This window comes from Pseudomonas sp. R3-52-08 (genome assembly GCF_003851745.1).
In the GTDB taxonomy this organism is placed as follows: Bacteria; Pseudomonadota; Gammaproteobacteria; order Pseudomonadales; family Pseudomonadaceae; genus Aquipseudomonas.
Window position 1 is genome coordinate 1,393,523 of the sequence record NZ_CP027730.1, and the last position, 21,625, is coordinate 1,415,147.

Annotated in this window: 21 protein-coding genes and 1 pseudogene; 12 read left to right on the forward strand and 10 right to left on the reverse strand. The window is 61.1% G+C overall.

Going from position 1 to position 21,625, the window contains the following annotated elements:
• Window positions 1-3 precede the first annotated feature (3 nt).
• Window positions 4-930 carry a LysR family transcriptional regulator gene (locus C4J91_RS06335; protein WP_093512263.1) on the reverse strand — a complete coding sequence of 309 codons (927 nt, stop codon included), beginning with the start codon at window positions 928-930 and terminating at the stop codon, window positions 4-6.
• 124 nt (window positions 931-1,054) lie between these two features.
• Here C4J91_RS06335 and fpr point away from each other — a divergent pair, with 124 nt between their 5' ends.
• Window positions 1,055-1,834, forward strand: a complete 780-nt coding sequence (fpr, locus tag C4J91_RS06340) for a ferredoxin-NADP reductase (RefSeq protein WP_003189055.1) — start codon at window positions 1,055-1,057, stop codon at window positions 1,832-1,834.
• 116 nt (window positions 1,835-1,950) lie between these two features.
• Here the strand turns inward: fpr and tsaA are convergent, their stop codons facing one another.
• The 5 genes from tsaA to rimO all read right to left on the reverse strand — a co-directional run bounded on the left by tsaA (window position 1,951) and on the right by rimO (window position 5,914).
• Window positions 1,951-2,646 carry a tRNA (N6-threonylcarbamoyladenosine(37)-N6)-methyltransferase TrmO gene (gene tsaA, locus C4J91_RS06345; RefSeq protein WP_124361553.1) on the reverse strand — a complete coding sequence of 232 codons (696 nt, stop codon included), beginning with the start codon at window positions 2,644-2,646 and terminating at the stop codon, window positions 1,951-1,953.
• A gap of 3 nt (window positions 2,647-2,649) precedes the next feature.
• Complete coding sequence (locus tag C4J91_RS06350) at window positions 2,650-3,111, reverse strand: DUF1456 family protein (protein ID WP_124361554.1); 462 nt, start codon at window positions 3,109-3,111, stop codon at window positions 2,650-2,652.
• A 70-nt stretch (window positions 3,112-3,181) separates the two neighbouring features.
• Entirely contained in the window at window positions 3,182-3,892 is a 711-nt protein-coding gene (locus C4J91_RS06355; protein ID WP_124361555.1) for an rRNA pseudouridine synthase, read from the reverse strand.
• A 110-nt stretch (window positions 3,893-4,002) separates the two neighbouring features.
• Window positions 4,003-4,473 carry a GNAT family N-acetyltransferase gene (locus C4J91_RS06360; protein ID WP_124361556.1) on the reverse strand — a complete coding sequence of 157 codons (471 nt, stop codon included), beginning with the start codon at window positions 4,471-4,473 and terminating at the stop codon, window positions 4,003-4,005.
• Between the two features lie 100 nt (window positions 4,474-4,573).
• On the reverse strand, window positions 4,574-5,914 hold the full coding sequence (gene rimO, locus C4J91_RS06365; RefSeq protein ID WP_124361557.1) for a 30S ribosomal protein S12 methylthiotransferase RimO: 1,341 nt from the start codon (window positions 5,912-5,914) through the stop codon (window positions 4,574-4,576).
• Window positions 5,915-6,066: 152 nt separating this feature from the next.
• On the opposite strand from rimO, the gene C4J91_RS27500 reads away from it, so the two are divergent.
• Complete coding sequence (locus tag C4J91_RS27500) at window positions 6,067-6,222, forward strand: hypothetical protein (RefSeq protein WP_164484502.1); 156 nt, start codon at window positions 6,067-6,069, stop codon at window positions 6,220-6,222.
• 142 nt (window positions 6,223-6,364) lie between these two features.
• Here the strand turns inward: C4J91_RS27500 and C4J91_RS06375 are convergent, their stop codons facing one another.
• Window positions 6,365-6,874, reverse strand: a complete 510-nt coding sequence (locus C4J91_RS06375) for a GNAT family N-acetyltransferase (RefSeq protein ID WP_124361559.1) — start codon at window positions 6,872-6,874, stop codon at window positions 6,365-6,367.
• A 9-nt stretch (window positions 6,875-6,883) separates the two neighbouring features.
• Window positions 6,884-7,291: a hypothetical protein gene (locus C4J91_RS06380; protein ID WP_124361560.1), complete on the reverse strand. Its 408-nt coding sequence runs from the start codon at window positions 7,289-7,291 to the stop codon at window positions 6,884-6,886.
• 403 nt (window positions 7,292-7,694) lie between these two features.
• Here C4J91_RS06380 and C4J91_RS06385 point away from each other — a divergent pair, with 403 nt between their 5' ends.
• From C4J91_RS06385 to C4J91_RS06395, 3 genes are all read left to right on the forward strand, one after another.
• Complete coding sequence (locus C4J91_RS06385) at window positions 7,695-9,596, forward strand: potassium transporter Kup (protein WP_124361561.1); 1,902 nt, start codon at window positions 7,695-7,697, stop codon at window positions 9,594-9,596.
• Window positions 9,597-9,762: 166 nt separating this feature from the next.
• The gene (locus tag C4J91_RS06390; protein WP_124361562.1) at window positions 9,763-10,869 is read left to right on the forward strand and encodes an NADH:flavin oxidoreductase/NADH oxidase; all 1,107 of its coding nucleotides are present in this window, start codon (window positions 9,763-9,765) and stop codon (window positions 10,867-10,869) included.
• Window positions 10,870-11,091: 222 nt separating this feature from the next.
• Complete coding sequence (locus tag C4J91_RS06395) at window positions 11,092-11,277, forward strand: hypothetical protein (protein ID WP_124361563.1); 186 nt, start codon at window positions 11,092-11,094, stop codon at window positions 11,275-11,277.
• Window positions 11,278-11,327: 50 nt separating this feature from the next.
• On the opposite strand, the pseudogene C4J91_RS28055 reads toward C4J91_RS06395, so the two are convergent.
• Both C4J91_RS28055 and C4J91_RS06400 read right to left on the reverse strand, forming a co-directional pair.
• Window positions 11,328-11,423: pseudogene (locus C4J91_RS28055) on the reverse strand (N-acetyltransferase); the annotation flags it as partial.
• 5 nt (window positions 11,424-11,428) lie between these two features.
• Window positions 11,429-13,054 carry a glucan biosynthesis protein D gene (locus C4J91_RS06400; RefSeq protein WP_124361564.1) on the reverse strand — a complete coding sequence of 542 codons (1,626 nt, stop codon included), beginning with the start codon at window positions 13,052-13,054 and terminating at the stop codon, window positions 11,429-11,431.
• A gap of 302 nt (window positions 13,055-13,356) precedes the next feature.
• On the opposite strand from C4J91_RS06400, the gene C4J91_RS06405 reads away from it, so the two are divergent.
• From C4J91_RS06405 to C4J91_RS06435, 7 genes are all read left to right on the forward strand, one after another.
• Window positions 13,357-14,064 carry a tellurite resistance TerB family protein gene (locus tag C4J91_RS06405; protein WP_124361565.1) on the forward strand — a complete coding sequence of 236 codons (708 nt, stop codon included), beginning with the start codon at window positions 13,357-13,359 and terminating at the stop codon, window positions 14,062-14,064.
• A 191-nt stretch (window positions 14,065-14,255) separates the two neighbouring features.
• Entirely contained in the window at window positions 14,256-15,878 is a 1,623-nt protein-coding gene (locus C4J91_RS06410; protein WP_124361566.1) for a methyl-accepting chemotaxis protein, read from the forward strand.
• Window positions 15,878-16,390 carry a chemotaxis protein CheW gene (locus C4J91_RS06415; protein ID WP_124361567.1) on the forward strand — a complete coding sequence of 171 codons (513 nt, stop codon included), beginning with the start codon at window positions 15,878-15,880 and terminating at the stop codon, window positions 16,388-16,390. Before C4J91_RS06410 ends, C4J91_RS06415 begins: the two co-directional genes overlap by 1 nt.
• On the forward strand, window positions 16,387-17,646 hold the full coding sequence (locus C4J91_RS06420) for a protein-glutamate O-methyltransferase CheR (RefSeq protein ID WP_124361568.1): 1,260 nt from the start codon (window positions 16,387-16,389) through the stop codon (window positions 17,644-17,646). Before C4J91_RS06415 ends, C4J91_RS06420 begins: the two co-directional genes overlap by 4 nt.
• Complete coding sequence (locus C4J91_RS06425; protein ID WP_124361569.1) at window positions 17,643-18,344, forward strand: chemotaxis protein CheW; 702 nt, start codon at window positions 17,643-17,645, stop codon at window positions 18,342-18,344. Before C4J91_RS06420 ends, C4J91_RS06425 begins: the two co-directional genes overlap by 4 nt.
• A complete protein-coding gene (locus tag C4J91_RS06430; protein ID WP_124361570.1) occupies window positions 18,341-20,608 on the forward strand; it encodes a hybrid sensor histidine kinase/response regulator in 2,268 nt (755 codons plus the stop codon). The genes C4J91_RS06425 and C4J91_RS06430 overlap by 4 nt, the downstream gene beginning before the upstream one ends.
• Window positions 20,605-21,615: a chemotaxis response regulator protein-glutamate methylesterase gene (locus tag C4J91_RS06435; protein ID WP_124361571.1), complete on the forward strand. Its 1,011-nt coding sequence runs from the start codon at window positions 20,605-20,607 to the stop codon at window positions 21,613-21,615. Before C4J91_RS06430 ends, C4J91_RS06435 begins: the two co-directional genes overlap by 4 nt.
• Window positions 21,616-21,625: the final 10 nt, after the last annotated feature.

Genomic DNA, 21,625 nt, shown 5'->3' on the forward strand with positions numbered 1-21,625 from the left:
CGATCAGGCGATGCTCGGCAGTACGATTTCGTCGCTGCGCTGAACCCCGGCGGTAAAAGCGCGGCATAGTTCCAGGAACTCGCGCATCGCCGAGGTCTGGTACTTCTGCTTATGCCAGATAAAGTAGAACTGCCGGGCCAGGTCCAGGTCCGGGGTCTCTACCGGCACCAGGCTGCCACGCCGGAATGCATCGCGCAGTGCCAGTCGCGAAATGCAACCAATCCCCAAACCCGACTCCACTGCGCGTTTGATCGCCTCGGTGTGTTCCAGCTCCAGGCGGATATTCAGTGCGCTGCGATGATGGCGCATAGCCTGGTCAAATGTCAGGCGCGTGCCTGAGCCTTGTTCCCGCAGGATCCACGCCTCATGGGTCAGCTCATCCATGCTGGCCATGCCACGCTTGGCCAAGTGATGCTGGGGCGCGCAGAACACCACCAGTTCATCCTCCACCCAGGTCTGCACTTCGATGTCGGGATGGCTGCAATCGCCTTCAATCAGACCCAGGTCAATTTCGTAATGCGCCACCTGATGCACGATATGCGCAGTGTTTTGTACATGCAGTTTCACCTGACTCTCGGGGTGCTGCTGCATGAAGCTGCCGATCAGCAGGGTGGCCAGGTAATTGCCGATGGTCAGGGTGGCGCCCACGGCCAGTGAGCCAAAGCCGGACTTGCCGTTGAGCAGGTCCTCGATCTCCTTGGCCTGGTCCAGCAGGGCCACCGCTTGAGGCAGCAATTGATGCCCGAGCGCATTGAGGCTCAGGCGTTTGCCGGCGCGGTCGAATAATTGGCAGCTGGATTGACGCTCCAGCTCGGTAATCGACGTGCTGGCGGCGGATTGGGATAAGGCCAGAAGGCCAGCAGCGCGGGAGACGCTTTCCTGCTGGGCGACGGCGACGAAGACTTGCAGTTGACGGAGAGTGAATCGCATATCGATATAACCGATAACCCTTATCTTAATAATCCAGTTAACAGATATTGTCGCCGCCATTAGAATGCTGTGCAATTGCGCACTTCACCTGTGGCGCAGGCCCATTTCCAGGAGTCCCCCGTACATGAGCAACATGAACCACGAGCGTGTCCTCAGTGTTCATCACTGGAACGACACTCTGTTCAGCTTCAAGTGCACCCGCGATCCGGGTTTGCGCTTCGAGAACGGTCAGTTCGTGATGATCGGCCTGCAACAGCCCAACGGCCGCCCGCTCATGCGCGCCTACTCCATTGCCAGCCCGAACTGGGAAGAGCATCTGGAATTCTTCAGCATCAAGGTGCCGGATGGCCCGCTGACCTCCCAGTTGCAGCATTTGAAGGAAGGCGACGAGATCATCATCAGCAAAAAACCGACAGGCACCCTGGTGCTTGACGATTTGAAGCCGGGTAAACACCTGTACCTGCTCAGCACCGGCACGGGCCTCGCGCCATTCATGAGCGTGATCCAGGACCCGGAGACCTACGAGCGTTTCGAAAAAGTGATCCTGTGCCACGGCGTGCGTTACGTCAACGAAGTCGCCTACCGCGAATTCATCACCGAGCACCTGCCGCAGAACGAATTCTTCGGCGAGGCCCTGCGTGACAAGTTGATCTACTACCCGACCGTGACCCGCGAGCCGTTCGAAAACGAGGGCCGCCTGACCGACCTGATGCGCAGCGGCAAGCTGTTCAGCGACATCGGCCTGCCACCGATCAACCCCGAAGACGACCGCGCCATGCTATGCGGTAGCCCAAGCATGTTGGACGAGACCAGCGAAGTGCTGAACAGCTTCGGTCTGAAAGTTTCGCCGCGCATGCGTGAGCCGGGTGATTACCTGATCGAGCGTGCGTTCGTCGAAAAATAAAACGCGATCAAAAAATGTGAGAGGGGGCTTGCCCCCGATTGCGGTGGATCAGTCATAGATGAGTTGACTGACACACTGCTATCGGGAGCAAGCCCCCTCCCATATTTGTTTCCGGTTTATTTGGCCGGCACCACTTCCAGCACACAAATCAGCCCCGCCTCGGGATAGTGCCAACGCACATCCACATCCCAGAACTGCACGCCGTATTCACGTTCAGGCCCGGGCGTCTGGTAGGCAGGGCGCGGGTCCTGCGCCAGGCACTGATCGATCAACTCCACCAACGGCTCGCCAAGACGCTGCGCATGGCCCTGGGCCTGTTGCAGTGCAGTCTTGAGCCACTGCACGCCAATCAGTTGCGGCGCACCGCTGGCGATGCCGTTGGTGGCGGTCTCAACGCTGTCGGCATAGGGCACATACGGCTTGATATCCAGCACCGGCGTGCCATCGAGCAAATCGATCCCGGAAATCCACAGGCGCCCCGGTTCTACCTTGTCCAGCTTTACCACCGACTGGCCGATGCCATTGGGCCGATGGGTCGCGCGGGTGGCGAATACGCCCATGGCGGTGTTGCCGCCCAGGCGTGGCGGGCGCACTTTAAGGCGTGGCTTGTCTTCCAGCGCCTGGTGGAACAGAAACAGCAGCCACACATGGCTGACCTGTTCCAGGCCCTGCACGGCTTCGCCGCCATCGAACGGCGCCACCAGCTCCAGCACACCACGGGCGGCCGGCGCCAGTTGCGGCTGGCGCGGGATAGCGAACTTCTCCTTGAAGCAGGAGCGTACGAAGCCGACGGGCGCGACCTGATAACTCATGGCTTACGCGCGAACCCGCAGCGTCAGCCCCTTGAGGAAGTTGCGCAGCAACTGGTCACCACAGGTGCGGTAGTTGGTGTGACCGAACTTGCGGAACAGCGCGCTCAGCTCCGGCTTGGACACTGGGAACTCGGCAGCCTTGAGGATGGCGTGCATGTCGTCTTCCTTCAATTCGAAGGCCACGCGCAGTTTTTTCAGGATGATGTTGTTGGTCACCGGGGTTTCGATCGGCTGCGGCGGACGGCTTTCGTCCTTGCCGCGCTTGAACATGACCAAGCCATCGAGGAAATGCGCCATCACCTCATCCGGGCAGAACACGAAGCCTTCTTCCTCATCTTTCTTGAGGTAAGTCAGCACGTCTTCCTTGGTTACGTCCATGCCGCCGAGCTTGATGATCTCGACCATCTTGTTGTCGCTGATGTCGAGCATGTAGCGCACGCTGCGCAGTACGTCGTTGTGAATCATGGTGGGCAATCCTGGTTTTCAACGGGGTAGACACTGCCCAATCAGGCAGTGTCGGGAAAAGGGCACCGGCTTAGAACTTCTCTTTGCCGGACAGGTAACGCCATTGGCCCACGGGCACCTTGCCAATGGAGACGCCACCGATGCGAATGCGACGGATGGCGACGACTTTCAAGCCAACGGCTTCGCAAAACAGCGCGATCACCCCCGGCTGCGGGTTTTTCAGCGCAAACCGCAGGCGGTTCTCGTTCTGCCAGCTGGCTTTCACGGCCGGCAGCTCCTTGCCTTTGTAGGTCAGGCCGTGGTTCAGGCGGTTGAGGCCGTGGGCGGCCATGTCGCCCTCGACTTCCACCACGTATTCCTGCTCGATCTTGGCGGCATCGGCGGTCAACTTGCGCAGAATCTTCCAATCCTGGGTGAAGACCAGCAGGCCGCTGGCCTTGGCTTGCAGGTCGGCACTGGCGGTCAGGCGCAGGAAGTGACCCTTGAGCGGGCGCTTGCTGAAGCGGTGCTCTTCCGACAGCGTCTCGGCGCTGATCGACGCCATGGCCGTCTCGGCGTCCATGCCCGCCGGAGCGTGCAGCAGGATGGTCACCGGCTCAGGCACGGTGGCTTTGGCTTGCGGGTCCAGCTCGACCTTTTGGGTGGTGACCTTGAACTGCGGTTCGTCGATCACTTCACCGTCCACCGAGACCCAGCCGCCTTCGATAAACAGCTCAGCCTCCCGACGGGAGCAACCGACCAGTTCGATAAGGCGTTTGGAGAGGCGTATGGGGTCAGTCATGACAAGGGCCGTAACAAAAGGGGGCGGCTATTGTACCTGTGTGGGGCCGGTTAATCCCGGCCCCATTTCAGCGCGGTGCTTTATTGATAAAGCCCGATCAACAGGTGGGGTCAGCCACTGCCTAAGTGCTGTTGCTGGCGCAGGCGCATATGCAGCAACGGATAAGGCTGGCCCAGGCCGTCGTGTTCCGTGCGTCCGATCACTTCAAAGCCTTGCTTGAAGTAGAACCCCAGCGCTTGCGGATTCTGCTCGTTCACGTCCAGCTCATCGGCATTCATGCACTCGATCGCATAGCGCAGCAATTGCCGGCCCAGGCCCTGGCCTCGAAAGGGTGGGTCGATAAACAGCATTTCGACCTTGCCCGAAGCCACTCCGGCGAACCCGGTGATGCGTTGGCGCGCGTCCTTGGTGCAGATCAGCATCACGGCGTCCAGATAGCGAGTCAGCACCTGATTTTTCAGGCGCAGGATGTAGCTGTCCGGCAAGAAGTCGTGGGTAGCCCGCACCGAAGCCTCCCAAATGCGTGTCAACTCTGGGTAGTCGCAGGTGTTAGGTGTGTGGATGACCGAATGCTGACGCATGCCCGCGACCCTTTGCCTTAATGGGACTGATGGGCAAAACGATAGACGTAAAAAAGCCCCGCATCCTGTTCAGGAGCGGGGCTTTTTCATTTTTTTACAATCAATCGCGCTTTTCAGCCCACAAGTCGTACTCGTCGGCGTCAGTCACCGTGCACCACACCTTGTCGCCTGGTTTCAAGCCGCTGGCATCGTCGATAAACACGTTACCGTCGATTTCCGGTGCATCGAAGAAGCAACGGCCAACCGCGCCTTGCTCGTCGACTTCGTCGATCAGCACTTCGATCTCCTTGCCGATGCGCAATTGCAGGCGCGCCGAGCTGATCGCCTGCTGGTGCGCCATGAAGCGCTCCCAACGGTCTTGCTTGACGTCGTCCGGCACCACGGCCAGGTCCAGCAGGTTGGCCGGAGCGCCTTCAACCGGCGAGTACTGGAAGCAGCCGACGCGGTCCAACTGGGCCTCGGTCAGCCAGTCCAGCAGGTACTGGAAGTCTTCTTCGGTTTCGCCAGGAAAGCCGACGATAAAGGTCGAGCGGATGATCAGTTCCGGGCAGATTTCGCGCCAGTTCTTGATGCGCGCCAGGGTCTTGTCTTCGAAGGCCGGGCGTTTCATGGCCTTGAGCACCTTGGGGCTCGCGTGCTGGAACGGGATGTCCAGGTAAGGCAGGATCTTGCCGGCGGCCATCAATGGGATCAGCTCGTCAACGTGCGGGTACGGGTAAACGTAATGCAGGCGCACCCACACGCCCAGGCTGCTCAAGGCTTCGCAGAGTTCGGTCATGCGAGTTTTCACCGGCGCGCCATTCCAGAAACCGGTGCGGTATTTGACGTCGACGCCATAGGCGCTGGTGTCCTGGGAAATCACCAGCAGCTCTTTCACGCCGGATTTGACCAGGCGCTGGGCTTCGTCCAGCACGTCGCCGACCGGACGACTGACCAGCTTGCCGCGCATCGACGGAATGATACAGAAGCTGCAGCTGTGGTTGCAGCCTTCGGAAATCTTCAGGTAAGCGTAGTGACGCGGGGTCAGCTTGATGCCTTGCGGCGGCACCAGGTCGATCAGCGGGTTGTGGTCCTGGCGCGGCGGCACCACGGCGTGTACGGCGTTGACCACCTGCTCGTATTGCTGCGGGCCGGTCACGGCAAGCACGCTTGGGTGGACGTTGCGGATATTGCCTTCTTCCACGCCCATGCAGCCGGTCACGATGACCTTGCCGTTTTCCTTGATGGCTTCGCCGATCACTTCCAGGGATTCAGCCTTGGCCGAGTCGATAAAGCCGCAGGTGTTGACCACCACCACGTCGGCGTCCTGGTAAGTGGACACGACGTCATAGCCTTCCATACGCAGTTGCGTGAGGATGCGCTCGGAGTCAACCAGAGCCTTCGGGCAACCCAGGGATACAAAGCCGACCTTGGGGTTGGCTTTTGCGATGGTGGTGGACATGTCTAACCTCGGTATTGAATGACGCCGCCAGTCGGGCACGACACGGCGGTACACGGGCGTTTGTGACGCCTCTGATCAAAAAGTGCGCAATTCTAGCGGCGGGCCACGCACTTGACCAGCTTTATGCAGGGAAATGCGACGAGTGCTGCGCTATGCTTCGCGCCGTTCTGGTCGAGATCAGGCAGCACACCGGATTGCGCTTTCGCGTCCTGGATCAACTTTATGTCGGCGTAAAAGCGCCGTTCTTCTACAGCCTGGTCGCTGGTTACCAAGACATGGCAGCGTCGTTCTGCGCAAAGGCGCTCTAAGTCAAAGCTTGGTAGATGGCTTGGGAGAAGGAAGGCCATGGTTTACGTGGGCTATGGCCAAGTCTTTCAGGTTCACCGGTTTGCACAAGTGTGCACACTGCTGCCCTGTGGATGACCAGGTACGAGCTATGTCTGCGGGAGGTTAGTTTCGTGCATCTAACATCTGGATGAAGGTTGCGGTAGAAAGTACCAAGCGAAGGGGGCTATTCGTGGATGGCACAAACCCTAACTTACGTTGGTAGTAATCCGCAGCATCTTGGTCTTTTGCATCGACGATCACAAAAGCTACACCAGACTGCTTGGAAACCGTGTACACGCGACGGAAGAAGTCAGACATCAATCTCTGGCCGAGCCCCTTGCTTTGAGCACCCTTGTCGATCGCCAGACGACTCAAAAGCACTGCCGGCATAGGATACCGAGGCATTTTCTTTTTTTGGTCATCGCTTAGCGCTTCAAGGGCTACAGAGGCATTCGCTAGGGTGTAATAGCCCAGCAGCGTCCCATCTTCGACGTACATGAATGTGCGGGAGACGTTTCGCTTTTGGTCTTGCCCTGCGTGCTGGGCAATGTACGTGTTCAAGGCTGGGTGCGCCCCGCAATCAAATGCAGAACGATCAATCGACTTGTCGAAGTCGACGGTGATGAAGTCCATTAACAGCCCTTAGCGCAAGGCAAGCAGGTTGCGAAGTGTGTCAGTGGGCTCAGGGGGATTATCTAGCAGTTGGTACGCTGTGTTGGCGTCAAGCACGGTTATGCCCTCAACATCAAAATCAGCAGCCTTCTCTTCATGCGCAACAGAGCGCACGGCCAGTGCCGCAACAACCTTCTTCAGTTCTTCCAGATCGCGTTCAAGGCCCGAGAGATGGGGCGCACGCATTGGACGATGCGTTAGGTCTTTTTGACTCAACACGCTGCTCGAGAGGCTTTTCGTGACATGCCGCTCAACCACATCGTCCGCGCTTGAAAGGAGAGCCTTGAAGCTTCCGTTTTTCCGGCCACGAATGGTCACGGACACCATTTTGCCGTACGTAATTCGGGTATGTTTTTTTTGCTGAGCTGCTTTGTTCACGCTTTATTCCTCCGTCAGCCTTCATTCTATCTCATTTTTGCTAACCGCCTATGGCCTTGCCTTTAAGGGGTTATTACTAAAGATCAAGGTGTAGAGTAAAGATCTTAGGGGCAACCCAGGGATCCAAAGCCGACCTTGGGGTTGGCTTTTGCGATGGCGTTGGATATGTCTAACCTCGGTATTGAATGACGCCGCCAGCCGGGCACGACACGGCGGGCCACGCACTTGACCAGCTTTATGCGGGGAAATGCGACGAGTGCTGCGCTATGCTTCGCGCCGTTGCGCGTAGGTAAAATCCTAAGGTCAACAAAACGTCTGTTACGTGAAGTAAAACAGCGCATGCTAGGGGCCGTTTGGGCACGTTGTTTATAAAAGACCTCAGGTCAAAGGGCAGGAGTGGTTGATGGGTCAGGCAAGTAGTCAGGCAGCGGGTGCCGAGCATTCAAACGCCAAGCCGATTGGCATGCTGGTGGCAGCGGTCGGGGTGGTGTACGGCGATATCGGCACCAGCCCGCTCTACACCCTTAAAGAGGTGTTCAACGGCGGTTATGGGGTGCAGGTCAACCATGACGGCGTATTGGGGATCCTGGCGCTGATCTTCTGGTCGCTGATCTGGGTCGTGTCGATCAAGTACATGCTGTTTGTGCTGCGCGCCGATAACCAGGGCGAAGGCGGCATCATGGCACTGACCGCCCTGGCACGCCGGGCGGCGGGGGAGCGCAGGAAGTTGCGCAGCTTCCTGGTGGTGTGCGGCTTGTGCGGCGCAGCGCTTTTCTACGGCGATAGCATGATCACCCCGGCGATTTCGGTGTTGTCGGCCGTCGAGGGCCTGGAACTGGCTTTCGATGGCCTGGAACGGTGGGTAGTCCCTATCGCGCTGGTGGTACTGGTGGCGCTGTTCCTGATCCAGAAACACGGCACAGACCGCATCGGCAAGCTGTTCGGCCCGGTGATGGTGACCTGGTTTCTGGTGCTTGGCGGCCTCGGCGTGTATGGCATCACCCTGCACCCTGAGGTGCTCAGTGCCATGAACCCGATGTGGGCCGTGCGCTTCTTCGAGGCGCACCCCGGAATTGGCGTGGCCATCCTCGGCGCAGTGGTGCTGGCCCTGACCGGGGCGGAAGCGCTGTATGCCGACATGGGCCACTTCGGCCGCAAACCCATCGCCCGCGCCTGGTTCATCCTGGTGCTGCCGGCGCTGGTGCTTAACTATTTCGGCCAGGGCGCCATGCTGCTGGGCGATCCGGAAGCGGCCCGCAACCCGTTCTACTTGCTGGCGCCGAGCTGGGCGCTGGTCCCGCTGGTGGTGCTGTCGACCCTGGCCACGGTGATTGCCTCCCAGGCGGTGATTTCCGGTGCGTTCTCGTTGACGCGCCAGGCGATCCAGTTGGGCTATATCCCGCGCATGCACATTCAACATACCTCCAGCGCCGAACAGGGCCAGATCTATATCGGCGCGGTGAACTGGTCGCTGATGGTCGGCGTGATCCTGCTGGTACTGGGCTTCGAGTCTTCCGGTGCGCTGGCGTCGGCCTATGGCGTAGCGGTGACTGGCACCATGCTGATGACCACGATCCTGGTGTCTGCGGTGATGCTGCTGCTGTGGAAATGGCCACCGGTGCTGGCCGTGCCGGTGTTGCTCTGCTGCCTGTTGGTGGACGGGCTGTACTTTGCCGCCAACGTGCCGAAGATCATCCAGGGCGGCGCCTTCCCGGTATTGGCCGGGATCGTGCTGTTCGTGCTGATGACCACCTGGAAGCGCGGCAAGCAATTACTCGTCGAGCGCCTCGACGAAGGCGGCCTGCCGCTGCCGATATTCATCAGCAGTATCCGCGTGCAGCCGCCCCATCGCGTCCAGGGCACGGCGGTGTTCCTCACGGCTCGGCCCGACGCCGTGCCCCACGCGCTGTTGCACAACCTGCTGCATAACCAGGTGCTGCACGAGCAGGTGGTGCTGCTGACCGTGGTCTACGAAGACATCCCGCGTGTGCCTGCGACGCGGCGTTTCGAAGTGGACGCTTATGGCGAAGGGTTCTTCCGGGTGATCCTGCACTTCGGCTTTACCGATGAGCCGGATGTGCCCGAGGCGCTGAAGCTGTGCCATTTGGACGAACTGGATTTCAGCCCGATGCGCACCACCTACTTCCTCAGCCGTGAAACCGTGATCGCCTCGCGCATCAAGGGCATGGCGCGTTGGCGCGAAGCGTTGTTCGCGTTCATGCTGAAGAATGCCAACGGCAACCTGCGCTTCTTCAAACTCCCGGTCAACCGGGTGATCGAACTGGGCACCCAGGTCGAAATGTAAGGCGCTGCCCTGCGGGAGCCGGCAATCGGCTCCCGGTTTACTCCTGAACCGTTTACCTCTGAACCGTTTACCTCTGAACCCTGTGCGATCCGTCGTTGTCGACTAGGCTCTAAGCACCATGAAAGAGAGCCTTGGAGCTTGCCCACAGAACCCGAAGAGGTGCGCCATGAGTCAGCTGCTCGAACCCTATACCCTGCGACAACTCACCCTGTTGAACCGCATCGCGGTCTCACCGATGTGCCAATACTCAAGTGAGGATGGCCTGGCCAACGACTGGCACCTGGTGCACCTGGGCAGCCGCGCCGTCGGTGGCGCCGGGCTGATTTTTACCGAAGCCACCGCCGTGACCGCCGATGGCCGCATCACCGCCCAGGACCTGGGCCTGTGGAAAGACGAACAGATCGAACCCCTGCAACGTATTACGCGCTTCATTGCGGCTCAAGGCGCGGTGGCGGGTATTCAGTTGGCGCACGCCGGGCGCAAGGCCAGCACGTATCGGCCCTGGATTGGCAAGCATGGCAGCGTCAAGCCAGCAGACGGTGGCTGGGTGCCGGTCGGCCCATCGCCCATCGCGTTCGACCCCCAGCACACGCAACCCACGCCGCTGGACGAAGGACAGATCCAACAGGTGATCGCCGATTTTGTCGCCGCCGCCAAGCGTGCCTTGACTGCCGGCTTCGAAGTGGTAGAGATCCATGCCGCCCACGGTTACCTGCTGCATCAGTTCCTGTCGCCCATCAGCAACCAGCGTCAGGACCAGTACGGCGGCTCGTTCGAAAACCGCATCCGCCTGGTCCTTGAGGTCACCCGCGCGGTGCGCGACGTGTGGCCCCAGGACTTGCCGCTGTTCGTGCGCGTGTCGGCCACCGATTGGGTGGAGGACGGCTGGAACCCCGATGAAACCGTCGAACTGGCGCGCCGCCTGAAAGACCTGGGCGTGGACTTGATCGACGTGTCCTCCGGCGGCACCGCCGCCAACGCCGAAATCCCCACCGGTCCCGGCTACCAGACGCGCTTTGCCGAACGTGTGCGCAAAGAGTCGGGTATCGCCACCGGCACGGTGGGCATGATCACCGAACCGGCCCAGGCCGAGCACATCCTGCGCACCTGCCAGGCCGACCTCATCTTCCTCGCCCGCGAATTGTTGCGCGACCCGTACTGGCCGCTGCATGCCGACGACGACCTGGGAGGGCGCAAGGCGACCTGGCCTGCGCAATATCAGCGGGCGACGCACCGCGACCAGCCGATTCATGAGTCCGATCTCAGGGATTGATCCTTAGCGTATGCCTACAGAGCCCACCCTGATCCGGTGGGCTTTTTTTTGCTCGCTTATAGGAAGAAGGCGGATTCAAGCAACGAATGCATGGGAATCGACTGTAGGTATTTATTACCGATCTAATTATTTAAGTTAATACTCTAAAAAAATCCCACACGTAACTGGATTCTTTCTAAGCTTAAGGCAGGAGTATTGGATCGATATCAGGAGAAGCAGTCCATGGCCAAGTCCTATGGTGTAGCGGGTGTGGTGATGTCTTTTCTGACCCGCAGGCTGTCCTTGCGTGGCCGCAGATTGAGTTCGGATGAAGTTGAATTGCTGGCGCATTATCGCACCTTGACCGAGAACGACCAGGTAGCGATGCGCTATCTGATTGGGGCGATGAAAACCGTGTCGCGGTTCTGAATGACGAAACGGGCTCGCCACGATGCCCTTCAGGCAAGGCGAACACGGTACCTGTGGCGAGGGAGCTTGCTCCCGCTGGACTGCGCAGCAGTCCCATCGTTTGGGGCCGCTTCGCGGCCCAGCGGGAGCAAGCTCCCTCGCCACAGATGGTTCAGGTGTATTTGCGCTTGTCCGGCGCGGGCGGGAAGTACTGATACAGCCAGGTTTCACTCAAGGTGCGGTCCTGGGTGCGGATAAACAAGCGCAGCTCTACCGGCTCCACGCTGTCGCTGGTGGGGTACCAGTCGAACAGAATGCGATAGCCCTTGATGTTATCGAGCACCAGCACGCTGAAATCTTTCACCTCGCCGTGAGAGCAGGTGACCACCGGCTCGATGCCCGTGCCGGGTGGCAAACGGTCCAGGCCGCCGCCCTTGAAGTCCACGGCAAAGCGGCGTGCCCACACCTCAGGGTAATGCTCGCCCGGGGCCCAACCTTCGGTGAATCCCCCCATGCCTGAACGGGTCGCGTCGACCTGGGCCAGCGGTGTGCTCACCGGCGGCAGGGCGCTCCAATAGAGTTTGTAGCCGTAGTTGAGCGAATCACCGGCCGCCACCGGCTTTTTCGGGGTCCAGAAGGCCACGATGTTATCGAGGGTTTCGCCGGTGGTCGGGATTTCCAGCAGGTCGATCGAGCCCTCACCCCAAGCGGTGGTGGGTTCCACCCACAGGCTGGGGCGCTTGCTGTACCAGTCCACCGTGTCCTGGTAACTGGCGAATTCGTGGTCGGTTTGGACCAGGCCAAAACCTTTGGGATTAGTGTCGGCGAATGCGTTGAATTGCAGCTTGGCCGGGTTGTTCAGCGGGCGGCAGATCCACTCGCCGTTGCCGCGCCACATGGCCAGTCGGTCCGAGTCGTGAATTTGCGGGTGGATGGTGTCGCACATCCGCCGTTCGTGTGTGCCGCAACTGAACATGCTGGTCATTGGCGCAATCCCCAGCTGTTCGATGGCGGTGCGCGCATTGATATGTGCGTCGATGGCCATCACCACTTGATTGGCCTGGCAGTCGATATCGAAGCGATAGGCGCCGGTAGCGCTGGGCGAATCGAGCAGGGCGTAGACCACGAAGCGGGTGGCGTTCTTGTCCGGGGTTTCGAACCAGAACTGCGTGAAGTCAGGGAATTCCTCACGTTTCTTCGCGTAGGTGTCAATGGCCAGGCCGCGCGCCGACAGGCCGTACTGGCCGGTGGAGTCCACGGCACGGAAGTAGCTGGCCCCGAGGAACGACAGCACGTCATGCCGGTCCAGCTCCGGCGCCTTGAACAGCTTGAAGCCGGAGAAACCCAGATCGCCGGTCAGCTGTTTAGTGTCGACCGTGGTTTTTTCATAGTTGAACAGCGAAGGGCGGAAATGCACTTCGCGGGCCTCGCGGGTCGTGGGGTCGACGCTGTGCATGCGCACCGGCGTCTTGAAACCCATGCCGACGTGGAAAAACTGCACGTCCAGCTGCCCCTTCAGTTCCTTCCACAACGAATGGTTGGCGTCATAGCCGATGGCGTTGAAATTCTGTGGCGTCATGGTCGCCAAGGTGGGCGGCAGCACCTGCCGAGTATCTTTATACGCGCTGCCAGCGAGCTGCTTGGCCTGGGCTTTGAGCGTTTCAAAATCGAATGCCACGGCCTTGCCATCGGCGGCACGGTTGCCGGCCCAGGCCTGCGCGGCCAACAGGCCACTGGCCGACAAACCGGTGTAGGCCGCAATGGCCATGGACGCTTTGAGCAAATTCCTGCGGTGCATAGAGACAACCTGTCGTGAGCGAATCCCGCGCCGTTCCTGGCACGTAACGGATCAGAAATAACGGTTCGGACATGCCTTCGGCCAAACGCAACGGACAATAAACAGACGCCGGATAGCTTAAGCGGTTCGATGGTGAAGGAAAAATCATTGATGGCGGGATGATGGCGCCGCTGTGCAACAAGACATTTCTGATATCAGGGTGAGCGTTACATCTGGAAGCACTCTAGATCGGGGCTTTTTTGCACTTAGTTTTACGCTGGGGGCCTATTGGTCCTACGAACCCAAGTGTCTGGAGGCTACGCATGAATACCCGTGGATTGCTCGATCAGTTGCTCAAGTCTGGTCAGGACATGTTGCAGAACAAGGCTGGCGGCCAGCGCCCATCAGCCGACAAAGGCGCCCTCGGTGGGCTGCTTGGCGGCGGCGGGCTCGGCAGTTTGCTCGGTGGCGCCGGCGGTGGCGCACTGGCGGCCGGCGCCATGGGCTTGCTGCTGGGCAACAAAAAGGCCCGCAAATTCGGCGGCAAGGCCCTGACCTACGGAGGCCTGGCCGCCTTGGGGGTCATCGCCTACAAAGCCTATGGCAATTGGCAGGCGCAGCAGGCCAGCGCGCCCCAGGGTGAGCCGCAAACCATCGACCGCCTGCCGCCGGCCCAGGTCGAGCAGCACAGTCAGGGCATTCTCAAGGCGCTGGTTGCCGCCGCCAAGGCCGACGGCCACGTGGATGAGCGTGAACGCGCGTTGATCGAAGGCGAGTTCACCAAACTCGACAACGACCGCGAGCTGCAAACCTGGCTGCACGCGGAGCTGAACAAACCCCTCGACCCGGCCGACGTCGCCCGCGCCGCCAGCACCCCGGAGATGGCCGCCGAAATGTACATCGCCAGCGTGATGCTGGTGGACGAGGAAAATTTCATGGAGAAGGCCTACCTGGACGAACTGGCGCGCCAACTCAAACTTGAGCCGGGTTTGAAGGCAGAGCTGGAGAAACAGGTACGCCTCAACACATAAGCAGCGCCGTGCATCCATTTAAGTGTGGAGGGGGCAAGCCTCTCCCACATTTAAATAGAGTCTGGCTGAGTCGCCGCAATGGCGCAGCCCAATACCGGCACTGTTGCTCAAACCCCCGAAAACCATTGATTAGTAGACGCCTTCGCTCAGCTATACTCCCCTCCATTTGAATGGCCCTGCGAGGAATTACTGTGAAGAACTGGACCCTGCGCCAACGGATTTTGGCGAGCTTTGCGGTAATCATTGCGATCATGCTGCTGATGGTCGTGCTCTCGTATTCGCGGCTGCTGAAAATCGAATCCAGCGAAACCCTGGTCCGGGACGACGCCGTGCCTGGAGTGTTTTTAAGCTCGATGATTCGCAGCGCCTGGGTCGACAGCTACCTGCAAACCCAGGAGTTGGTGGGGATCCACAAGAACCAGGGCGTTTCCGAGGACGACAAGCAGGATTACAAATCTTTCGAGGCGCGCCTTGAGAAGTACATGGCCGATTACGCGAAAACGATCAACTTCACTCGGGACCGCAACGAGTTCGATGCCTTCGAAAAATTCCACCAGAGCTACAACCAGACCCTCGCCAAGGTGCTCGAGGCGCAGCAGAACAACAACGGCGCCGAGGCACTCAAGCTGTTCAACGAACAACTGACGCCCGCCTGGGTCGCCGGCCGCATGAAACTCAATGACATCATCCTCGCGAACAAACAGGTCGCCGACGACGCCACCGACGCCATCGACAGTGCCGTCGAGGCCGCGAAAATCAGCATGGGCGTCTCGCTGCTGCTGGCGATTCTTGCCGCCGCGCTGTGTGGCCTGCTGCTGATGCGCGCAATCATGGCGCCGATGCAGCGCATCGTCGATATCCTCGAAACCATGCGCACCGGCGACCTGAGCAAGCGCCTGAACCTGGAGCGTAAGGACGAGTTCAACGTGGTTGAAACCGGCTTCAACGACATGATGACCGAACTGACCGCTCTGGTTTCCCAGGCACAGCGCTCGTCGGTGCAGGTCACGACCTCGGTGACCGAGATCGCCGCCACCTCCAAGCAGCAACAGGCGACCGCCACCGAAACCGCCGCCACCACCACTGAAATCGGCGCCACTTCCCGTGAAATCGCCGCGACCTCCAAGGACCTGGTGCGCACCATGATCGAAGTGTCCACCGCCGCCGACCAGGCCTCGGTCGCCGCCGGTTCCGGTCAGCAGGGCCTGGCGCGCATGGAAGAAACCATGCACTCGGTGATGGGCGCCGCCGACCTGGTCAATGCCAAGCTGGCGATCCTCAATGAAAAGGCCGGCAACATCAACCAAGTGGTAGTGACCATCGTCAAAGTGGCGGACCAGACCAACCTGCTGTCCCTCAACGCCGCCATCGAGGCCGAGAAAGCCGGTGAGTACGGGCGCGGTTTTGCGGTGGTCGCCACCGAAGTGCGCCGCCTGGCCGACCAGACCGCCGTCGCGACGTACGACATCGAGCAGATGGTGCGTGAGATCCAGTCGGCGGTGTCGGCCGGCGTGATGGGCATGGACAAGTTCTCCGAAGAGGTGCGCCGAGGCATGTTCGAAGTGCAGCAGGTAGGTGAGCAATTGTCGCAAATCATCCATCAGGTGCAGGCCCTCGCGCCGCGAGTGCTGATGGTCAATGAAGGCATGCAGGCCCAGGCCACCGGTGCCGAGCAGATCAACCACGCGCTGGTGCAACTGGGCGATGCCAGCAGCCAGACCGTCGAGTCCCTGCGCCAGGCCAGTTTTGCCATCGATGAACTGAGCCAGGTTGCGGTCGGTCTGCGCAGCGGCGTGTCGCGTTTCAAAGTCTGATGAGCGACCTCGCGGCTAAACGCGGCGCCGTCCCGGCAGCGAAAAAGGCGTTGTTCCTGGTGTTCCACATCGGCAGTGAACGCTTTGCCCTCAAGGCGACGGAAGTGGTCGAGGTGCTGCCGCGCCTGCCGCTCAAACCCATCGCTCATGCACCGGTGTGGGTGGCGGGCATCTTTGCCCATCGCGGCGCGCTGGTGCCGGTCATCGACCTGAGCGCCTTGACGTTCGGCGTTGCGGCCCAAGCGCGTACCAGCACGCGGCTGGTGCTGGTCAATTATCAGCCACAGCCCTGGAGCGAAGCGCGTTGGCTGGGGCTGATTCTGGAGCAGGCTACCGACACCTTGCGTTGCGACCCCGCCGAATTCCAGCCCTATGGCCTGGATAACCGCCAGGCGCCTTACCTGGGGCCGGTGCGCGAAGATGCGCTGGGCTTGATGCAATGGATTGGCGTCGCCGAGCTGTTGACCGATGACGTGCGCGCCTTGCTGTTTTCCAGCGAGTTGAGCCTATGAGCAGTGACACGCGCTTCTGGGCCTTCCTTAAAGAACGCATAGGCCTGGACGTCGCCTCGGTGGGTGAGGCGATTATCGAGCGCGCGGTGCGCCAGCGTTGCCAGTTGTCCCAGGCGCAGACGGCAGAAGCGTACTGGCAACTCCTGCACAGCTCCCATGATGAGCAGCAGGCGCTGATCGAAGCGGTGATCGTCCCCGAAACCTGGTTCTTCCGCTACCCCGAGTCCTTTGCAACCTTGGCTCGCCTGGCCCACGCACGGTTGGCCGAAATCAAGCAGATGCGCGCTTTGCGCATTCTCAGCCTGCCATGCTCCACCGGCGAAGAACCCTATTCGATCGCTATGGCCCTGCTTGACGCGGGCCTGGCACCGCACCAATTCAAAGTCCAGGGCATGGACGTCAGCCCGCTGTCGGTGGAGCGTGCGCGCCGCGGCGTGTACGGCAAAAACTCGTTTCGCGGCGGCGACCTTGAGTTTCGCGACCGTCACTTCACTGAAGACGGCGGTGCCTATCGCATTGCCGACCGGGTTCGCGAACAAGTACGCCTGCAAGTCGGCAACTTGCTCGACCCGGCCCTGCTGGCCAACGAGCCCACCTACGACTTTGTGTTCTGTCGCAACCTGCTGATCTACTTCGACCAGCCCACCCAGAAGCAAGTTTTCGACGTGCTCAAGGAACTGACCCACATAGACGGCGTGCTGTTTATCGGCCCGGCCGAAGGCGGCCTGCTGGGGCGCCATGGCATGCGCTCGATTGGCGTGCCGCAGTCGTTTGCGTTCAGTCGGCATGTGGAGCCGGCTGCACCCGCCCCGGTGTTTGTACCGATGCCGGCGCCCACGTCGCAGCGCAGTCCGGCGCCGATCGCGCTCAAGCCGCGCCCGTTCAGTACGGCCGGCACCCAGGCGGTACCGGTCAAAGCGCCGCCCCCGGAGGCTGGCGAGATGCTCAACCAGATCGCCACCTTGGCCAACCAAGGCAAAAGTGCCGAGGCCCGTGCTGCCTGCGAACGTTATTTGAACAGCCATCCGCCGGCCGCCGCCGTGTTCTACTGGCTGGGCCTGCTCAGCGATGTCGCCGGCAGCGCCGTGGAGGCGCAGAGTTATTACCGCAAAGCCTTGTACCTGGAACCGCAGCATCCGCAGGCCTTGATGCACCTGGCCGCGTTGCTCGAGTCCCAGGGCGACAGTGCGGGGGCGCGCCGTTTACAGGCGCGCGCCGCGCGTAGCGAGCGAGCTGACAGTGAGTCCAAACGATGAGTAGCCCTGACGCGCTCGGCACCGCAGGCCTGGACCTGACCCTGGCCGACACCCAAGCCATTGATGACTGCTGGAACCGCATCGGCATTCATGGCGATAAATCCTGCCCCTTGCTGGCAGAGCACATCCATTGTCGCAACTGCTCGGTGTATTCCGCCGCCGCCACGCGCCTGCTCGACCGCTATGCGCTGCAGCAGGACGACCGGCCTGCGCAGGCGGCTGGCGAGCTCGATCACCAGATGGTCACCCGCTCCTTGCTGATGTTCCGCCTCGGCGAAGAGTGGCTGGGCATCGCCACCCGTTGCCTGGTGGAAGTGGCGCCGTTGCAACCGATCCACTCGTTGCCCCACCAGCGTTCCCGGGCCTTGCTGGGTGTGGCCAACGTGCGCGGGGCATTGGTGGCCTGCCTGTCGCTGGTGGAATTGCTCGGCCTGGACAGCAGCAGTACCGGCGCTACCGGCGGGCGCATCATGCCGCGCATGCTGATCATTGCCGCGCAGGATGGCCCGGTGGTCGTACCGGTGGACGAAGTGGATGGCATCCATGCCATCGATGAGCGCACCTTGAACGCCGCGTCGACCTCCGGCACCCAGGCCAGCGCGCGCTTCACCCAGGGTGTCGTGCAGTGGAAAGGTCGCAGCCTGCGCTGGCTGGACGAAGCCCAATTGCTGTCCGCCGTGACCCGGAGCCTCGCATGACCCCCGACCAGATGCGCGATGCCTCGCTGTTGGAATTGTTCAGCCTGGAAGCCGATGCGCAAACCCAGGTGCTCAGCGCAGGCCTGCTGGCCCTGGAGCGCAACCCGACCCAGGCCGACCAGCTCGAGGCCTGCATGCGCGCCGCGCATTCGCTCAAGGGGGCGGCGCGGATTGTCGGCGTCGAGGCTGGCGTCAGCGTGGCCCATGTCATGGAGGATTGTCTGGTCAGTGCCCAGGAAGGCCGCTTGTACCTGCAGCCCGAACATATCGACGCGTTGCTGCAGGGTACGGATTTACTGATGCGCATCGCCACCCCGGGCAATGACGTCGGGCCTGCGGATATTGCAGCCTATGTGGCGCTGATGGAGCGCTTGCTGGACCCGTCGCAACCCAGCGCCATGCTCGCGCCGAAACCTGCGCCGGTGCCCGCGCCGGTGATCGAAGCGTCGGAACCTGAGCCGGCGCCAGCCGTGCCGAGCGAGCCGCCGCGTCAGAGCAAACCTATGACCGAAGGTGGCGAGCGCGTGCTGCGGGTCACGGCCGAGCGCTTGAACAGCCTGCTGGACCTGTCCAGCAAGTCGCTGGTGGAAACCCAGCGACTCAAGCCTTACCTCGCCAGCCTGCAGCGCCTCAAACGCATTCAAAGCAACAGCCTGCGCGCCCTGGATGTTCTGGACGGTCACCTCAAGGTCGTCGATTTGAACCTCGAGGCCCAGGAAGCCCTGGCCGATACCCGCCGTTTGTTGAGCGAAGCCCAGGCGCTGCTGGCGGAAAAAAATGCCGAGCTGGACGAGTACGTCTGGCAGGCCGGCCAGCGGGCCCAGGTGCTCTACGACACTGCGTTGGCCTGTCGCATGCGCCCGTTTGCCGATGTGCTGGCCGGCCAGGCGCGCATGGTGCGCGACCTCGGTCGCAGCCTGGGCAAGCAAGTGCGCCTGGAGATCGAAGGGGAAAAAACCCAGGTCGACCGCGACGTGCTGGAAAAGCTCGAGGCGCCCCTGACGCATTTATTGCGCAATGCTGTCGATCATGGCATCGAAATGCCCGAGCAGCGGCTGCTGGCAGGCAAGCCGGCGGAAGGCTTGATTCGCCTGCGCGCGTCGCATCAAGCCGGGCTGCTGGTGCTGGAGTTGAGCGATGACGGTAACGGCGTCGACCTTGAGCGCCTGCGCGGCACCATTGTCGACCGGCACTTGTCCCCCGTGGAAACCGCGTTGCGCCTGAGCGAGGAGGAACTGCTGACGTTCCTGTTCCTGCCGGGGTTCAGCTTGCGCGACAAGGTCACCGAAGTCTCCGGTCGCGGCGTAGGCCTGGATGCGGTGCAGCATATGGTGCGTCAACTGCGCGGTGCGGTGGTGCTGGAGCAGGCGGCAGGGCAGGGCAGCCGTTTTCATCTGGAGGTGCCGTTGACCTTGTCGGTGGTGCGCAGCCTGGTGGTGGAAGTCGGCGAAGAGGCGTATGCCTTCCCGCTGGCGCACATCGAACGCATGTGCGACCTGGCCCCCGAGGACATTGTGCAGCTGGAAGGTCGCCAGCATTTCTGGCACGAGGGCCGGCATGTCGGCCTGGTCGCCGCCAGTCAGCTGTTGCAGCGTCCACCGGGGCAGACCCCTTCGGAAACCTTGAAAGTGGTGGTGATCCGCGAGCGTGATGCCGTGTATGGAATTGCCGTGGAACGTTTCATCGGCGAGCGCACCCTGGTGGTGTTGCCGCTGGATGCTCGCCTGGGCAAGGTCCAGGATATTTCCGCTGGAGCCTTGCTCGACGATGGCTCGGTGGTCTTGATCGTCGACGTGGAAGACATGCTGCGTTCGGTGGACAAGTTGCTCAACACCGGCCGCCTGGAGCGCATCGCAAGGCGCAGCCAGCAGGCCAGCGAAGCGCCGCGCAAGCGCGTGCTGGTGGTGGACGACTCGCTGACCGTGCGTGAGCTGCAACGCAAGTTATTACTCAATCGCGGTTATGAAGTGGCCGTCGCGGTCGATGGCATGGATGGCTGGAACGCATTGCGCTCCGAGGATTTCGACCTGCTTATCACAGATATTGATATGCCACGCATGGACGGTATTGAATTGGTCACACTCTTGCGCCGTGACAGTCGCCTGCAATCGTTGCCGGTGATGGTGGTTTCCTACAAGGATCGTGAAGAAGACCGACGCCGTGGCCTCGACGCCGGCGCCGACTATTATTTAGCCAAAGCCAGCTTCCACGACGACGCCCTGCTCGATGCCGTGGTTGAATTGATTGGAGGCGCCCGGGCATGAGGATTGCAATCGTCAATGACATGCCGTTGGCCGTCGAGGCGTTGCGTCGCGCCTTGAGTTTCGAGCCTGCCCATGAAGTGGTGTGGGTCGCCAGCAATGGCCTGGAAGCGGTGCAGCGTTGCGCTGAGGTGATCCCGGATTTGATCCTGATGGACTTGATCATGCCGGTGATGGACGGCGTGGAAGCGACCCGCCAGATCATGGCCGACACGCCATGCCCGATCGTGATCGTCACCGTGGACCGCCAGGCCAACGTCAGCCGGGTCTTTGAAGCCATGGGCCACGGCGCATTGGATGTGGTGGACACGCCAGCGCTGGGGGTGGGCAACCCCAAGGATGCGGCGGCGCCGTTGTTGCGCAAGATCCTCAATATTGGCTGGCTGATCGGCCAGCGCGGCAGCCGCGTGCGCGCTGAAAGCGCGCCGCAGCGCAGCACCGGCAAGCGCCAAAGCCTGGTGGCCATTGGTTCGTCGGCAGGTGGCCCGGCGGCCCTGGAAGTGCTGCTCAAGGGGTTGCCGCGTGACTTTTCTGCCGCGATCGTGCTGGTGCAGCATGTGGATCAGGTGTTCGCCGCCGGAATGGCCGAGTGGTTGAGCAGTGCGTCCGGCCTGCCGGTGCGCCTGGCCCGTGAAGGGGAGCCGCCCCAAAGCGGGGTGGTCTTGCTGGCCGGTACCAACCACCATATTCGCTTGTTGAAAAATGGCACGCTAGCCTATACCGCAGAGCCGGTGAACGAAATTTACCGGCCTTCCATCGACGTGTTTTTTGAAAGTGTCGCCAGCCATTGGAACGGTGACGCCGTCGGCGTACTGCTGACCGGCATGGGGCGCGACGGGGCCCAGGGCCTCAAGTTGATGCGAGAACAAGGATATTTGACCATCGCCCAGGACCAGCACAGTTCGGCGGTGTATGGCATGCCCAAAGCGGCAGCGGCGATTGACGCCGCTGTTGAAATTCGCCCACTGGATAGAATTGCGCCCCGACTGCTGGAGGTCTTCGCAAAATGATCGAACATCT

Bases quoted from the DNA above. Each gene is read 5' to 3' on its own strand.
- C4J91_RS06335 (WP_093512263.1), bottom strand. From the start codon at position 930: ATGCGATTCACTCTCCGTCAACTGCAAGTCTTCGTCGCCGTCGCCCAG.
- fpr (WP_003189055.1), top strand. From the start codon at position 1,055: ATGAGCAACATGAACCACGAGCGTGTCCTCAGTGTTCATCACTGGAAC.
- tsaA (WP_124361553.1), bottom strand. From the start codon at position 2,646: ATGAGTTATCAGGTCGCGCCCGTCGGCTTCGTACGCTCCTGCTTCAAG.
- C4J91_RS06350 (WP_124361554.1), bottom strand. From the start codon at position 3,111: ATGATTCACAACGACGTACTGCGCAGCGTGCGCTACATGCTCGACATC.
- C4J91_RS06355 (WP_124361555.1), bottom strand. From the start codon at position 3,892: ATGACTGACCCCATACGCCTCTCCAAACGCCTTATCGAACTGGTCGGT.
- C4J91_RS06360 (WP_124361556.1), bottom strand. From the start codon at position 4,473: ATGCGTCAGCATTCGGTCATCCACACACCTAACACCTGCGACTACCCA.
- rimO (WP_124361557.1), bottom strand. From the start codon at position 5,914: ATGTCCACCACCATCGCAAAAGCCAACCCCAAGGTCGGCTTTGTATCC.
- C4J91_RS27500 (WP_164484502.1), top strand. From the start codon at position 6,067: ATGCTTCGCGCCGTTCTGGTCGAGATCAGGCAGCACACCGGATTGCGC.
- C4J91_RS06375 (WP_124361559.1), bottom strand. From the start codon at position 6,874: ATGGACTTCATCACCGTCGACTTCGACAAGTCGATTGATCGTTCTGCA.
- C4J91_RS06385 (WP_124361561.1), top strand. From the start codon at position 7,695: ATGGGTCAGGCAAGTAGTCAGGCAGCGGGTGCCGAGCATTCAAACGCC.
- C4J91_RS06390 (WP_124361562.1), top strand. From the start codon at position 9,763: ATGAGTCAGCTGCTCGAACCCTATACCCTGCGACAACTCACCCTGTTG.
- C4J91_RS06395 (WP_124361563.1), top strand. From the start codon at position 11,092: ATGGCCAAGTCCTATGGTGTAGCGGGTGTGGTGATGTCTTTTCTGACC.
- C4J91_RS06400 (WP_124361564.1), bottom strand. From the start codon at position 13,054: ATGCACCGCAGGAATTTGCTCAAAGCGTCCATGGCCATTGCGGCCTAC.
- C4J91_RS06405 (WP_124361565.1), top strand. From the start codon at position 13,357: ATGAATACCCGTGGATTGCTCGATCAGTTGCTCAAGTCTGGTCAGGAC.
- C4J91_RS06415 (WP_124361567.1), top strand. From the start codon at position 15,878: ATGAGCGACCTCGCGGCTAAACGCGGCGCCGTCCCGGCAGCGAAAAAG.
- C4J91_RS06420 (WP_124361568.1), top strand. From the start codon at position 16,387: ATGAGCAGTGACACGCGCTTCTGGGCCTTCCTTAAAGAACGCATAGGC.
- C4J91_RS06425 (WP_124361569.1), top strand. From the start codon at position 17,643: ATGAGTAGCCCTGACGCGCTCGGCACCGCAGGCCTGGACCTGACCCTG.
- C4J91_RS06430 (WP_124361570.1), top strand. From the start codon at position 18,341: ATGACCCCCGACCAGATGCGCGATGCCTCGCTGTTGGAATTGTTCAGC.
- C4J91_RS06435 (WP_124361571.1), top strand. From the start codon at position 20,605: ATGAGGATTGCAATCGTCAATGACATGCCGTTGGCCGTCGAGGCGTTG.